The 14270-nt window shown below is 43.9% G+C and carries 10 protein-coding genes; 5 read left to right on the top strand and 5 right to left on the bottom strand.

Going from position 1 to position 14270, the window contains the following annotated elements:
* Window positions 1-35: 35 nt before the first annotated feature.
* From PR799_RS16705 to PR799_RS16695, 3 genes are all read right to left on the bottom strand, one after another.
* Window positions 36-2810: a secretin and TonB N-terminal domain-containing protein gene (locus PR799_RS16705; protein ID WP_272522895.1), complete on the bottom strand. Its 2775-nt coding sequence runs from the start codon at window positions 2808-2810 to the stop codon at window positions 36-38.
* A gap of 118 nt (window positions 2811-2928) precedes the next feature.
* Window positions 2929-3930 carry a FecR family protein gene (locus PR799_RS16700; protein WP_272522893.1) on the bottom strand — a complete coding sequence of 334 codons (1002 nt, stop codon included), beginning with the start codon at window positions 3928-3930 and terminating at the stop codon, window positions 2929-2931.
* Entirely contained in the window at window positions 3930-4466 is a 537-nt protein-coding gene (locus tag PR799_RS16695) for an RNA polymerase sigma factor (protein ID WP_272522891.1), read from the bottom strand. The genes PR799_RS16700 and PR799_RS16695 overlap by 1 nt, the downstream gene beginning before the upstream one ends.
* Before the next feature lie 165 nt (window positions 4467-4631).
* Between PR799_RS16695 and PR799_RS16690 the strand changes: the two genes are divergently transcribed.
* Window positions 4632-5414: an energy transducer TonB gene (locus PR799_RS16690; RefSeq protein ID WP_272522889.1), complete on the top strand. Its 783-nt coding sequence runs from the start codon at window positions 4632-4634 to the stop codon at window positions 5412-5414.
* A gap of 13 nt (window positions 5415-5427) precedes the next feature.
* On the opposite strand, the gene PR799_RS16685 is transcribed toward PR799_RS16690, so the two are convergent.
* Window positions 5428-6189 carry an AhpA/YtjB family protein gene (locus tag PR799_RS16685; RefSeq protein WP_154628350.1) on the bottom strand — a complete coding sequence of 254 codons (762 nt, stop codon included), beginning with the start codon at window positions 6187-6189 and terminating at the stop codon, window positions 5428-5430.
* A gap of 140 nt (window positions 6190-6329) precedes the next feature.
* On the opposite strand from PR799_RS16685, the gene serB reads away from it, so the two are divergent.
* The 3 genes from serB to nadR all read left to right on the top strand — a co-directional run bounded on the left by serB (window position 6330) and on the right by nadR (window position 10422).
* Window positions 6330-7307: a phosphoserine phosphatase gene (gene serB / locus PR799_RS16680; RefSeq protein WP_036950248.1), complete on the top strand. Its 978-nt coding sequence runs from the start codon at window positions 6330-6332 to the stop codon at window positions 7305-7307.
* Window positions 7308-7662: 355 nt separating this feature from the next.
* Complete coding sequence (gene radA, locus PR799_RS16675; protein WP_272522887.1) at window positions 7663-9045, top strand: DNA repair protein RadA; 1383 nt, start codon at window positions 7663-7665, stop codon at window positions 9043-9045.
* Between the two features lie 132 nt (window positions 9046-9177).
* Window positions 9178-10422 carry a multifunctional transcriptional regulator/nicotinamide-nucleotide adenylyltransferase/ribosylnicotinamide kinase NadR gene (nadR, locus tag PR799_RS16670; RefSeq protein ID WP_272522885.1) on the top strand — a complete coding sequence of 415 codons (1245 nt, stop codon included), beginning with the start codon at window positions 9178-9180 and terminating at the stop codon, window positions 10420-10422.
* Between the two features lie 43 nt (window positions 10423-10465).
* Here the strand turns inward: nadR and ettA are convergent, their stop codons facing one another.
* Window positions 10466-12133 (bottom strand): energy-dependent translational throttle protein EttA, encoded by a 1668-nt coding sequence (ettA, locus tag PR799_RS16665; protein WP_154628348.1) that lies wholly within the window; start codon window positions 12131-12133, stop codon window positions 10466-10468.
* A gap of 345 nt (window positions 12134-12478) precedes the next feature.
* Here ettA and PR799_RS16660 point away from each other — a divergent pair.
* Window positions 12479-14270, top strand: a 1792-nt coding sequence (locus tag PR799_RS16660) for a DUF4116 domain-containing protein (RefSeq protein ID WP_272522883.1), incomplete at its 3' end; no start/stop codon positions are given.

Here is a 14270-nt window from a genome sequence, read left to right as displayed (position 1 = left end):
TTGGTTATGTGTTTGACATTGCTCACAGCTATCACTTAGAGATCGTAATTCACTTGCAGCCAGAATTGACGACCCGGATCATAAGATTTGATAGTGCGGTCATTGAACATAAAGCGGTCTGCAATATTTTTATTATTCAGTACGTTATTCACTTCCACCGAGAAACCAAATCCGTAAGCAAAGTCAGGTTTCCAGCCTAGGCGGGTATCCCATGTGTATTTGCTCGCAAAGTTTTGTTTGGTGTATTTGCGTAACTGACCATACTCAGGATCGGTGTAGTAAGCGTTGTCATAGCGGACGGCTTGGTCACGAGAACCCCACCATTGCAGGCGGTTGTACCAAGTGACGTCATACTCATCCCAAACACTGGTCATTTCTAGGTTAAGCTTAATTGGCGAGTTAAAGCTGGTTGATGGCAGTTTTGATGAATCAATCACTTTGCCGTCGTACCACACTTTGTTGAGGTTAACTTTGTTACCCGGATCGAATGAGTTATAGCCAGAGTCTTTTGGTGTATTACTTTCGCTTTGCTGCCATGTGAACGAGGCGGTCATGACATGGGATGCCTCTGCCCATTCCCACGGTTGGCTGTTGTTGACGGATAATGTCACGGTATCGTGAGAGCTACGTCCACCGTTGTCGTACATACGGATGCTGCGTTTATCTTCATCGCGGCTGTTGTATTTGGTGCGGGTGCGAACTTCGTCGTAGCCTTCACGATGAACATATTGTAAGCGCCAAGTCGTCGATAAGATTTCTTGTTGCAGCGCGAGGGTTAGCTCATCGTTATAAGGGGTTTTAAGGGAGTCGATCCCTTCGTAGTCTTTTTTGTTGTCCCACTCATTATTTTCAGGGATCAGGGAACATGGCTCGAAATATCCTGCACATGTTTGCATGCCACCATTTTGAGCCCCATACAGAGCATAAGTTAGCATTGAACGACCGTAATAACGGTTCGCGCCAGCAATCAACAGTGTTTTCTTATCGCCAAATAAGTCATAGGTACCTGAAAGGCGAGGGGCAACGTTGGTGCGATTAACAAAGTCATCGCGATCGAGACGAACGCCGGGGCGTAAGGTTAATTTTCCAAATTGAATATTGTCATCCAGGAAGATGGCGTAATTGGTGTAATCCGCGGAGTAGCTGCCTTTTTTAAAGCGGCTGATATTCGTTAAGCTCCCAGAGTAGTCATCACCCATAAGATTTCCAGAATAGGTATATTGGAAATAATCATGGTCACGGACATAAGTTCCTTTGGTGTAATTGATTTCAGCCCCTGCGGTTGGCTGGTGAGTTAACCCTAAGCTATCTTCTTGCGGATTAAAACGCATGACGGTTTTTAGGCTATGGGTATTTTGTTTCGACTCTAAATCCCCGAGTCCTCCACTATTACGTTCCGTGGTACCTTTGTAGTTAAAGTCATCATCAAATTCAAATGCGCGAACCATTAACGAATATTTTTGGTCATTCTTGCGGTCATCTTTCAAACTCTGTGTATTGGCGGTTGCTTCAAATTGACCTAAATCGAATTGATGCTTGAAGACAGCAGTCAAACCTAACCCATCATGGGTGGAGTCATAGCCAGAATTGCTGATTGATGAAGAAAATAAGCGGCTATCATAAGAGGCGTAATTGGCTGATAAATCTAATGAGCTCTTCTCTGATAAATTCATCGAATACTTCAAAAAGTAGTTATCGGAGGTACGACGCTGATTTTTTTTACCCGAGTCAGAGTAGATAGGCTCAATTTTATTATTTTCTAAAACATAGGCTTCACCCCCCGTCACCGTCATCGGGATTGTTGAACTACGGCGAGACGCTGAGAACACCACACCTGAATTTTCCGTCACGCCCAATTCAAACCAGCCACCAAAATCATTTTTATCGTAGCGATTCTGGAAACGAGCTGGGTTGGCAGTATCGTTCTTGGTGGTATCAATAGCTTGGGTTGAATCGTGGAACAGGTTATTCCAACCAGAACGGGTTAAACGGTAGTACGCGTGAGCGCTATTTTCACCTTGCCAACGGCGGCTGTTTACCTCAACGGTTCCTCCTGTAAAGCCACCGAATTCCACTGGGATGTTATTATCATAAACTGCCATGCTATCAATCAAGCGGCTGTCGATGTAAATCCCTTGGTCGCTGCTGCTCAGTCGCGTGGCGGTTTCGCCTAAGCCACTGTCGGCAGGGTCAAAGTCATTGTTGAAGCTTACGCCATCAAGGCGATAAGCGTTCTGGTAGCTACTGGAACCATGAATAGAAATACGTGAAGGCTTAATTTCCCCTTGGTTCATGGAGTTGCTATCGTTATTCGCAAACTGCACGGCAGGGTTGGTTTTCATTAAATCGGTAATATTGCCGTCACCGGTATTTTTTTGGCTGATCTCTTCTGAGGTGACATATTGCGGCGCAGACATAACATCCATGGCAGGGTGATTTTGTACCACGCCTGATACTTGGGTTTCAGGTAAAACTAGCGTTCCTTGGTTTAAGTTTTGAGGACGAATAACCAACATGCCGTTTTCGTTAACCAGCTCTAACCCGCTACCAATAAGAATTTTTTGTAATGCGGTTTGTGGGGTATAGCTGCCAGAAAGGGCGGGAGCGCGCAGCCCGCTGAGCTGGCTTTTGTCATACAGAAGTGAAACCTGACCTTGACGACTGATTTGATCAATCGCACTTGCCAATCCTTGTTCTGGTAATGAGAAAGTGATTTCTTGGGCGATAGCAGATTGGCTGACTAACGCACTGGTGACCGCCAGTGACAGCGCAATCGGCTTGAATCGACCGAGTGTGAATTGAATTGCCATGGATATCCCTTATTCTTAAGCTGCACGAAAAATGTGCTAAAAAGTATTCAATAAAAATGAAGCTACTTAAGAAGAGGGTGAAATGAGAATTATCCTCACCTGCAAATGAAAATATTTTTTATTTATTTTTTTTATTTTGGATAATCAAAAGGTTATTTTTATCCTGATACACGACTTGCACAGGAAGGAGCGAGGGAAGTGCCTGAAAAAAGGCATCTGGTTGTTGAAGGTTAATGCGGCCTGATATTTTCCGGTTGGCTAAATTGCTCGGAGAGAGTTCAACCTGAAAGTCGGAATAGGTTTTTAATTCAGACAGAACTTCGCCAAGGGGCTTATCCACAAAGCTGAGCTCACCAAAACGCCATCTTGCCACTTCTTGCGGGGTGACTGAATTGAGTGCGATTTGGCCATTAATACTCGGGCTTAGTGCCCCTTGTCCAGCAAGCAGTAATACGGCTTTTGGGCTGTTGACACTTTGAAAGCTCACAATGCCTTGGCTGACATTGACCGCGACTTGCTCGCCTTTTTTATTCACTTCAAATTCAGTTCCCACCACTTGAATACGTCGCTGATCCACGTTGATCACAAACGGGCGATACGGATTGGATTTCACTTTAAAGTAAGCGGAACCTTGGTCTAAATAGAGCTGGCGGATTGGCGTTTCATAAGCGACTCGAATGCGGGTATCGCGATTGAGAAACAGCACAGAGCCATCCGACAACGTCACCTCTTTGGTCGAGTCAGTGGAAACCAGCGTCATGTTATTGAGCAACATGGCCGGAAGCTGGCTGTAAGGTAAAAACAGGACGGCAGCGATAAAACAGGCGGCAACCAGATGACCGAGAGGCTTCCAAAACGATGAAAAACCGAATTTTGAAGCTGTTTGCTTGATAGGTGCTGGGCGCGGAACTTTTTCAATATCTTGCCAAATTCCGGCTATCGCTTCATAGGCATCTGCATGGGCTTTGGAAGCACGTAACCAGGTTTTAAATTCTTGAGATTGTTGGTCACTCAGCCGTTGACTATGGACACGGGTAAACCACAGCGCCGCGTCTTCGTCGATGCGTTGTTGCTCGACTGACGAAGTATTTTTTGGCTGCTGGGTTTGGTTGTTTTCCATTACGGATGATTGCTCTGATCGTCTAAATATTTTTTACAATGCACTAATGCAGCTGAGATATGTTTTTCCACCATACTGATCGAAATTTCCATACGCTCTGCAATTTCACTTTGAGATAAGCCATCAAAGCGATACAGCAAAAAGGCTTCTCTACGCCGAGGAGGCAAAAGATCAATTGCCTCGCCAAGTCGCACAATCCGCTGTTGGTGCTCTAAAATTTCGCTAGGGTCGGCGGTGGTTTGCTCAAAACTTTGCTCATGCGCCACGTCATCAATCGAGGTATGGGACTGGCTCTGTTGATGACTCCGTCGCCAATGGTCAATTAGCACATTGCTAGCGATTTTAAACAGATAAGCACGGTTCTCCTTCACAGGATCCTGCGCTTTACGGTTTAGCCATAGTGTAAACACATCCTGTGATAAATCATCCGCATCGTTACTATTACCTAGTCGACTGCGGAAAAATCGCACAAGCTGACCATAGGTTGATTGATATGCGCCGCTGATTTTGCGGGCAAGGGATTTATCGATAGTCATTTTCTGGTGTCAAAAGTGAAAATAGTTTAATAATTAGCTCAAATTGACTTTATAAATTAAATCAATACCTTGTAGTTACTATTGTTATTTTATTAATAATAATGAATATCATTTTGATTTGTATTATGCCTATAATCAGCGAAAAATAAAGATGTGAGGCAAAATATGAACAGCAGTGTGGGGCAGCTGGGAAGCCCAATTTTTCGTCCTCTGGGCGGTTTATGTGGAAGTCTTGTTTTCCATGGAATACTGGCAATGATTTTTATTGGGTGGTTTACATCAAACCTACCAAAAACTGGCGTTTTACCACCCGCAATCTCTTTACAATTAGGGCTTTATCAACTGGAACAGCAGCAGGAGCCTGAAGTCAATAATGCACCCAAACAGCAGATGGCAACCCGTGAAGAAGTCGAACCTGAAGTGGTGGAAAAAGCAGAAAAATTGCCACAAACCCCGCTAGTTGATAATGGGACATTAACGCGCGTTACCGAGAAAAAACGTCCGCCAAAGAAAAAGCCAGTTCAAGAGAAAAAAGTGGTGGAGGAAGCCCCCGTTTCTACTCAAGAATCAGAAGTGACTTCGGTGCCAACTTCTGGCAGTGCTTCGAATAGCAGTGCGAATTTTGCGAGCAGTGCCGCTGCACCAGTCAGTGGTCATCATGGGTGGGAAAGTGAAGTTCATCAACGGTTAGCGAAAGCAAAGCGATACCCACGCGCCGCATTGCGTTTTCGTTCAACGGGCGTTTCTCAAGTCAAAATTATTGTGGATAACCAAGGCAAGTTAGTGAGTGCCAGCTTGATTAACTCGTCTGGCACCAAGATCCTCGATAAAGAAGCGTTAGCCACTATCGAACGAGCTGCACCATTTCCGATGCCACCCGAGACTTTGTTAGCTAACGGAAAAGTGGAGCTAATTGCGCCGATCGTGTTTGATACGACGTCAATCTAGACAAAGTTGGCTATTATTGCTTTTCTGACAACTTGCGCGCTACCCTTCTTGGTCGATGGGGGCTAGGCACTTTACGCCTTTTTGCGCGTGGTGATTTTAAGGGGCTACGCGTATTTAGCGCCCCTTTTGCCCCATTGTTCTGCACCTCGGGCTTATCTTCATTCTCTTCCGTGTTTTCGTCAGGTTCGACTATCAATTGCTGTTGACCTTTCTTTTTCTTCAAGCGCATCAGGGTATTCGCCAAAATAAACCCAATACATAAAGATAATAGAATGAACACGCGCATAATATTGGTGGTGTTATCTGCTTGTTGAAGGTCGGTAGTGAGCGATTCGGTATCAATGGTAAGGCGCAAATAACCATTAGGTTCTTTGGCGCCTTGGACTGGGATCACTAATTGGTAGTGAAAATTTTGTAGTCCCGTGTTGCCCTCAAGGGAAAGTCGCTCTTTAACGCTGGCAGGTTCACCTACTTGGGTGACTAATGCGCCCGCCGCCGTGTACAAGCTGGCATCTAAAATATAGTGATCTTTCGCTAGATGATTTAAATTGGCATTAATTCGTTCTAAATTAAAATCTTTGCTGCCGGGAACCACATAATCGGATAAGCTGAATGCCACTTGCTCAGCTAATACTTGAGTTAGTTGCTTAAATTGTTCCAGCCGGCTTTGACTTTGGCTATATCCCAAGTATGAAACCCCGTGCATTAAGAAGGTTATCAGCGCAACGCAAACAATGATAATAACGGTTTTGTGCAGCCTAAATGGGAGTTTCATAGGAATAATCGTGCTCTTTGTCTGTTTTATCGCAATTAGCAAAGTCATGAAGCGTTAACTTGCTGGAAAATTTAAGTATAGTAATTTTATGCAGGGTATACATTATAAAAAAGTTGTATCCACAACAGGAGCTAATTTTCATGCCAACGAGTTTGACCTACTGTTATCTGCCTGATGAAATTCAAAAATGGCCGGGTTTACCCTTATCGCTAAGTGGTGAAGAAGTGATGCCATTGGATTATCGTGCAGGGGACACTGGGTGGTTGTTATATGGTCGCGGTTTAGATAAAGCGCGAATCAGTGATTTCCAGCAGCGTTTAGGGATAGCGATTGTGATTGTCTCCTCTTGGCGCATAGATGATTACCAAGTTGTCCGCATCGCGGGCAGCATTACCCCTCGCATCAAAAAACTGGCGGATGAAAGCCAATTGGATGTGGTACCACTCGGAAAAATTCCACGCTTACGTTCCCCTGGGATTTTACTCATGGACATGGATTCTACCGCGATCCAAATCGAGTGTATCGATGAAATTGCCCGTCTAGCTGGGGTCGGTGATCAAGTTTCTGAAGTGACTGAACGCGCCATGCAAGGTGAGCTCGATTTCACGGAAAGTCTACGTGCGCGTGTGGCACTACTCGAAGGTGCTGATGCGGCTATTCTTGACCAAGTTCTTGAAACCTTGCCGTTAATGCCGGGGTTAACCAGCTTAGTTCGTAAGCTACAAGCGATGGATTGGCATATTGCTATTGCTTCCGGCGGATTTACGTTCTTTGCCGATAACCTACGCCAGCGATTAAAACTGGTCGCGGCTGTTGCCAACCACCTCGAAGTCAAAAATGGCAAACTGACAGGTAAAGTCAAAGGGGCGATTGTCGATGCAAAATACAAAGCACAAACCCTCGTTAAATTGGCGGAAAAACTGAATATCCCAATGGAGCAAACCGTCGCCATCGGTGACGGGGCAAACGACCTGAAAATGCTCAGAAAAGCAGGGCTGGGAATAGCGTACCACGCGAAACCCAAAGTGTTTGCAAGGGCGAAAGTGGGGATTAAGCACGCAGACTTAATGGGTGTTCTATGTGTCCTCAGTGGGGGGCTCAAGCACGAAGAGCGCTAATTTTCGTCATATTTTACGCTACGACGTTGTTGGCTGCTTTCGGCTACTCGGGTCACATACTTGTGTATGCTCCCCGAGATATCCTCACTTGCCGCCTAGTCGTAACGCAAACTATTTAGAAAATGGGTGGAATTTCGTCATATTTCACGCTACGACGTTGTTGGCTGCTTTCGGCTATCCTAGTCACATACTTGTGTATGCTCTTAGGAATACCCTCAATTGCCGCCTACCAACAACGCCGAACTATTTAGAAAATTTGTGGAAGATATAAACCAAAGAATTTAAGAAAAAGAAAGTCAAAGATATAGATAATTAACGAGTTTGGTGTTTTTTATTGGGTGATTAAGGAGTGGCTGTGGCGAAAGGTGCGAAAAGGGCATTTGTGTGTAATGAGTGTGGGGCGGATTATCCGCGCTGGCAGGGGCAGTGTAGTGCCTGTAATGCATGGAATACCATTACGGAAGTGCGTTTGGCATCGACGACTTCGGCGCGTACGGATAGGCTGACGGGCTATGCTGGTAATACGGCGGGCGTCAGTAAAGTCCAAAAACTCTCTGAAATTAGCCTCGAAGAGCTACCACGTTTTACCACCGGATTTAAAGAATTTGACCGCGTGCTAGGTGGTGGGGTTGTGCCGGGCAGTGCCATCCTGATCGGGGGGAATCCCGGAGCGGGGAAAAGTACCTTGCTGCTGCAAACCATGTGCTTACTCTCGCGGGAGATGAAAACCCTGTATGTCACAGGGGAAGAATCCTTACAGCAAGTCGCCATGCGCGCTCATCGCCTAGGGCTACCGACTGACTCACTCAATATGCTGTCGGAAACCAGTATTGAACAAATTTGCCTGACCGCAGAGCAAGAGCAGCCTAAGCTGATGGTTATCGACTCCATCCAAGTGATGCACATGGCGGATATTCAATCCTCGCCGGGTAGTGTGGCACAAGTGCGTGAAACCGCGGCATATCTGACTCGATTCGCGAAAACGCGCGGCGTGGCGATTATTATGGTGGGTCACGTCACTAAAGATGGCTCGCTGGCGGGGCCAAAAGTGCTTGAGCACTGTATTGACTGCTCCATTATGCTCGATGGGGATGCCGACAACCGTTTTCGTACCTTACGTAGCCACAAAAACCGCTTTGGTGCCGTCAACGAGCTGGGCGTATTTGCTATGACGGAGCAAGGCTTGAAAGAGGTCAGTAACCCGTCCGCCATCTTCTTAAGTCGTGGAGATGAAATTACCTCGGGCAGTTCTGTCATGGTGGTATGGGAAGGTACGAGACCATTGCTGGTGGAGATCCAAGCCCTTGTCGACCACTCCATGATGTCCAATCCACGCCGTGTAGCGGTTGGGCTGGAACAGAACCGTTTAGCAATTTTGCTGGCGGTACTGCATCGCCACGGCGGATTACAAATGTCTGACCAAGACGTGTTTGTGAATGTAGTGGGTGGGGTGAAAGTGACGGAAACCAGTGCCGACCTCGCGCTGCTATTATCGTTAGTTTCAAGTTTCCGCGACCGCCCGTTACCTCGTGACCTTGTGGTATTCGGCGAAGTGGGGCTGGCAGGCGAAATTCGCCCAGTTCCAAGCGGGCAAGAACGTATTTCCGAAGCCGCAAAACATGGTTTCAAGCGTGCTATTGTTCCTCATGCCAATATGCCGAAAAAGTTACCGGCCGACATGAAAGTGTATGGGGTGAAGAAGTTGGCGGATGCTTTAAGTATTCTCGATGAGTTCTAAATTATCGTCATGCCCCGTGCTGTTGCGTTTTTGCTTGTGCTTAACGACAACACGGATCATTTAGATAATGGTGAGATAGTGAGAGAAAATATTCTCTGTTAAAAAGGGAATAAAAGCGAAAGGACAAATAATATGGCTGAATTTGAGTATCTAAAGAGTGCCATCAAAGGTGCAGGTTACACCTTGCAGCAAGTCGCTGATGCGACAGAGATGACCAAAGGCTATCTCAGCCAGTTAATTAACGACAAAATTAAAAGCCCCAGCGCCCACAAAATCGCGGCGCTTCATCGTTTTTTAGGATTGGAGTATCCGCTTCAACAAAAAACTATCGGCGTCGTTTTTGGGAAATTTTATCCACTCCATACGGGGCATATCTATTTGATTCAACGGGCTTGTAGCCAAGTGGATGAACTGCATGTGATCCTCTGCCACGACGAGCCTCGTGATAAAGAGCTGTTTGTGAACAGCTCCATGTCACAACAGCCAACCGTCAGTGACCGCCTGCGTTGGTTATTGCAAACCTTTAAGTATCAGAAAAATATCCATATTCACTCCTTTGATGAGCAAGGGATTGAACCGTATCCTCACGGTTGGGAAGTGTGGAGCGATGGGATGAAAGGCTTTATGAAAAAGCACAATATCAACCCTAGCTTTATCTATTCCGGTGAGCCTCACGATGTACATCGCTATAAAAAACACCTTGGGATCGAAACCCTACTTATCGATCCTGAGCGCACATTTATGAATATTAGCGGCAATCAAATTCGCCAAGCGCCATTCCGCTATTGGGAATATATTCCAACTGAAGTGAAACCATTCTTTGTGCGTAAAGTGGCGGTGTTAGGAGGCGAATCAAGCGGTAAATCCACCCTCGTCAATAAGTTGGCCAATATCTTCAATACCACCAGTGCGTGGGAATATGGGCGCGATTATGTGTTTAGCCACCTTGGCGGTGATGAGATGGCGCTGCAATATTCCGATTACGATAAAATCGCGTTAGGTCATGCTCAATATATTGATTTTGCGATTAAATATGCGAATAAAGTGGCATTTATTGATACGGATTTTGTCACCACGCAAGCATTCTGTTTGCGTTATGAAGGGCGAGAACACCCTTTTGTGCAGGCGTTGATTGATGAGTACCGTTTTGATCTCGTTATCTTGCTGGAAAATAATACCCCATGGGTAGCGGATGGTCTGCGCAGCTTAGGCAGTGATAAAGACCGAATGGAGTTTCAAACATTACTGATTGAAATGCTGAAGAAAAATAATATTGAATTTGTGCATGTGGAGTCGTCGGACTACGATTCGCGTTTCTTAGAGTGCGTTTCTTTGGTTCAGCAATTATTGATGCTGGATGATTCGCTTTCCGCATAAAAAAACGGCCCCGAAGGGGCCGTTTTCGATCGTAATAAACGAATTATTTGGTCATTTTTTTGTACTTAATGCGGTGCGGTTGCAGCGCATCCGCACCTAAAGTGCGTTTCTTGTAATCTTCGTACTCAGAGAAGTTACCTTCGAAGAAGGTGATATTGCCTTCATCTTGGTAGTCGATGATGTGCGTTGCGATACGGTCAAGGAACCAACGGTCATGGGAAATCACCATTGCACAGCCCGGGAATTCTAACAGGGCGTTTTCCAGTGCGCGTAAGGTTTCAACGTCGAGGTCGTTGGTTGGTTCATCGAGCAGCAGTACGTTACCGCCAACTTGCAGCAGTTTTGCCAGATGTAAACGACCACGCTCCCCACCAGATAGCTCACCTACGCGTTTACCTTGGTCAACGCCTTTAAAGTTAAAGCGGCCAACATAAGCACGGCTTGGGATCTCGAAGTTGCCGATACGCATGATGTCTTGACCGTTGGAAATCTCTTCCCACACAGTTTTGCTGTCATCCATTGCATCACGGAACTGATCCACAGAGGCAATCTTCACAGTATCACCTAAGGTGATTGAGCCGGAATCTGGCTGCTCTTGACCGGAAATCATACGGAACAGGGTAGATTTACCCGCACCGTTTGGACCGATGATCCCCACGATTGCACCCTTCGGAATAGAGAAATTCAGATTATCGATCAGTACGCGATCACCATAAGACTTGCTCAGGTTTTCCACTTCGATAACCTTGTCACCTAAACGTGGTCCAGGTGGGATAAACAGTTCGCTGGTTTCGTTACGTTTTTGATATTCCACGCTATTAAGCTCTTCAAAGCGAGCCAGACGTGCTTTACCTTTCGATTGACGACCTTTCGGGTTTTGACGGATCCACTCAAGTTCTTTTTCGATAGACTTACGACGAGCTGCTTCCGTTGACGCTTCTTGCGCCAGACGTTCATCTTTTTGTTCCAACCAAGAAGAGTAGTTACCTTCCCATGGAATACCTTCACCACGGTCAAGTTCAAGGATCCAACCTGCAACGTTATCGAGGAAGTAACGGTCATGGGTAATTGCCACAACAGTGCCTTCGTAGTCATGCAAGAAACGCTCTAACCAAGCCACGGATTCCGCATCCAAGTGGTTGGTTGGTTCGTCGAGTAGTAGCATGTCTGGTTTTTCCAGCAGCAGGCGGCAGATAGCCACACGGCGGCGTTCACCCCCAGACAAGTTTCCGATGACGGCATCCCAAGCCGGAAGACGCAATGCATCAGCAGCACGTTCCAGTTGGTTATCGAGGTTATGACCATCTTGTGCGGCAATAATTGCTTCCAGTTGACCTTGTTCTTTCGCCAGTTTGTCGAAATCAGCATCAGGATCGGCATATTGCGCATACACTTCGTCTAAGCGAGTTAGCGCATTTTTGACTTCACTTACCGCTTCTTCAACCGCCTCACGTACTGTGTGCTCAAGATTCAGTTTTGGTTCTTGTGGTAAATAGCCAATTTTGATGCCGGGTTGAGGGCGTGCTTCCCCTTCAATGTCTGTGTCAATACCTGCCATGATGCGCAGTAATGTGGATTTACCTGCACCGTTGAGACCTAAAACACCGATCTTAGCCCCCGGGAAGAAGCTCAGAGAGATATTTTTTAAAATATGACGTTTCGGTGGAACAATTTTTCCCACTCGATACATACTATAAACGTATTGAGCCAATTTGATTTACCTTTTGTTTTAATAAGAAAAATATGAAAACTCTTTAACCTATCGAGCTAGTATAAAACATTTCTAAAAGTGCTCATAAGGGTGAGTGTTTTTTCTTCATAATTTCATCTTGATAGGTATTGAAATTATTGTGCCTAACTGTAATTGTTCTTGCTTTTATGTCAATACTTCCCTCGAAGAACGAAGCTATTTTACAAAATCAGCCATAAAAATGATACATCGGTGGTAAGTCATCATTTTATTAAATACCTGTAACTCATTAATAAATAGAATATGTAGATGTCAATAGTTACATTATAGATATTGTAAGTTTTCATTTAATTATAAGGGTGATATATGTTAAAAATTGAATCTAGCTTTAATCAGTGTTCACGAAAAGAAAAAATAGGAAATAATAGAGATAATATAAAGGTAACTAATTCGAGTGTATGTTTTCCTTATATGCAGAGTATGAATGACCTTGAGGGTAGTAGAATTAAAAATAAATCGTCTAATATTATAACTCGATATTTGCGTAAGGTGATTTCTGATAAGTCGTATGGTCATATGTTTACGCACGGTGAAATGTGGGGGAAAGATTTTAATAATGAATTAGTTACTGGTATTGATTATATGAAAAAAGTATCGAAGGATAATTTAAGGGGATTATATCGAAGCCTTTCTCGATTAGATAGCCAAGAAATAGAATTTCTCAAGTATGTCCAAGCTACACCGTTTATTGTTACACATGCATCAAACGCCAGTATTATTAAACCATCAGGGGCATTGGAAATATTTTCAAGGAAAAAATTGGAATCGAAAAATATAGATTTCTGTAAGCTGAATTCAACGAAAGATGATGTCGATAAACTTGCAAATGATGATTTCGTCTTTTTTGCTTTAGAGCCAGGAAGTGAGGTTGAAAAGCGAAAAAGCCGTTTTGGTTATACAATATATAGCACTAGTTTTGATCAGCCTGTATTTGAACAAGTGGCTTGGATGAGTCTTCGAGAACAATTGAGTGATAAAATTGGACGTGTTCGGCAACATATTCCAGGCTTAAGCGATGAAAGCTATAAATTGATAGATTTAGAAAAAACGCCAAATAAACAATCTATGTTTTTAGGTAAAGATACTAAAACTGGTATAGGTTTGTCTCTAATTAAATTATTTCGTAAATTACCTCAGTTAGATAGAGCGTATTTACTTTCTACTTCAAATGAGAAGGCACTTAATAGATTAATCAATGGTATTTATAGACCTGAAGTAAAGGTACCTCGAAGCTTTTATTCAAAACAGGTGTCGACAACCCTATTAACAGAATACGGTACTGTATTTTCTAAAGCCGATATAGATAATAAAGATAAAATTCTTCAACTATCTAAGTATGATTCTACTGCATTGATACATGCTTCTGCTAGATTAAAAAATGATATGGAAGTTGTTCGTTCAGCGATACAAAATGATCCTTACTCATTTGCCTATGCATCAGATAAAATTAAAGATGATGAATTAGTTGTGTCTAAGCTTATGCTTAAATATCCTAAGATATTTAAATATGTGTCTAAACGATTAAAAGATAACGAAGATATAGTGACTCTTGCAGTGAAACAGGATGGTAGTCTGCTTGAATATGCTTCTGATAGATTAAAAAATGATATGGAAGTTGTTCGTTCAGCGATGCTAAACAATCCTGATTCATTTACCTATGCATCAGATGAAATTAAAGATGATGAATTAGTTGTGTCTAAGCTTATGCTTGAATATCCCAACATATTTAGATATGTGTCTAAACGATTAAAAGATAACGAAGATATAGTGACTCTTGCAGTGAAACAGGATGGTAGTCTGCTTGCATATGCTTCTGATAGGTTAAAAGATAACGAAGATATAGTGATTCTTGCAGTGGAACAGGATGGTCGTTTGCTTAAATATGCTTCTGATGGGTTAAAAGATAACGAAGATATAGTGGCTCTTGCAGTGGAACAGGATGGTCGTTTGCTTAAATATGTTTCTGATGGGTTAAAAGATAACGAAGATATAGTGGCTCTTGCAGTGAAACAGAATGGTAGTTTGCTTGAATATGCTTCTGATAGATTAAAAAATAACATGGAAGTTGTTCGTTCAGCGATGCTAAACAATCCTTATT

This window comes from Providencia sp. PROV202 (genome assembly GCF_028479565.1).
Classification (GTDB): Bacteria; Pseudomonadota; Gammaproteobacteria; order Enterobacterales; family Enterobacteriaceae; genus Providencia; species Providencia zhijiangensis.
This window is presented reverse-complemented; position numbering and strand designations above follow the sequence as displayed.

Bases quoted from the DNA above. Each gene is read 5' to 3' on its own strand.
- PR799_RS16705 (WP_272522895.1), bottom strand. From the start codon at position 2,810: ATGGCAATTCAATTCACACTCGGTCGATTCAAGCCGATTGCGCTGTCA.
- PR799_RS16700 (WP_272522893.1), bottom strand. From the start codon at position 3,930: ATGGAAAACAACCAAACCCAGCAGCCAAAAAATACTTCGTCAGTCGAG.
- PR799_RS16695 (WP_272522891.1), bottom strand. From the start codon at position 4,466: ATGACTATCGATAAATCCCTTGCCCGCAAAATCAGCGGCGCATATCAA.
- PR799_RS16690 (WP_272522889.1), top strand. From the start codon at position 4,632: ATGAACAGCAGTGTGGGGCAGCTGGGAAGCCCAATTTTTCGTCCTCTG.
- PR799_RS16685 (WP_154628350.1), bottom strand. From the start codon at position 6,189: ATGAAACTCCCATTTAGGCTGCACAAAACCGTTATTATCATTGTTTGC.
- serB (WP_036950248.1), top strand. From the start codon at position 6,330: ATGCCAACGAGTTTGACCTACTGTTATCTGCCTGATGAAATTCAAAAA.
- nadR (WP_272522885.1), top strand. From the start codon at position 9,178: ATGGCTGAATTTGAGTATCTAAAGAGTGCCATCAAAGGTGCAGGTTAC.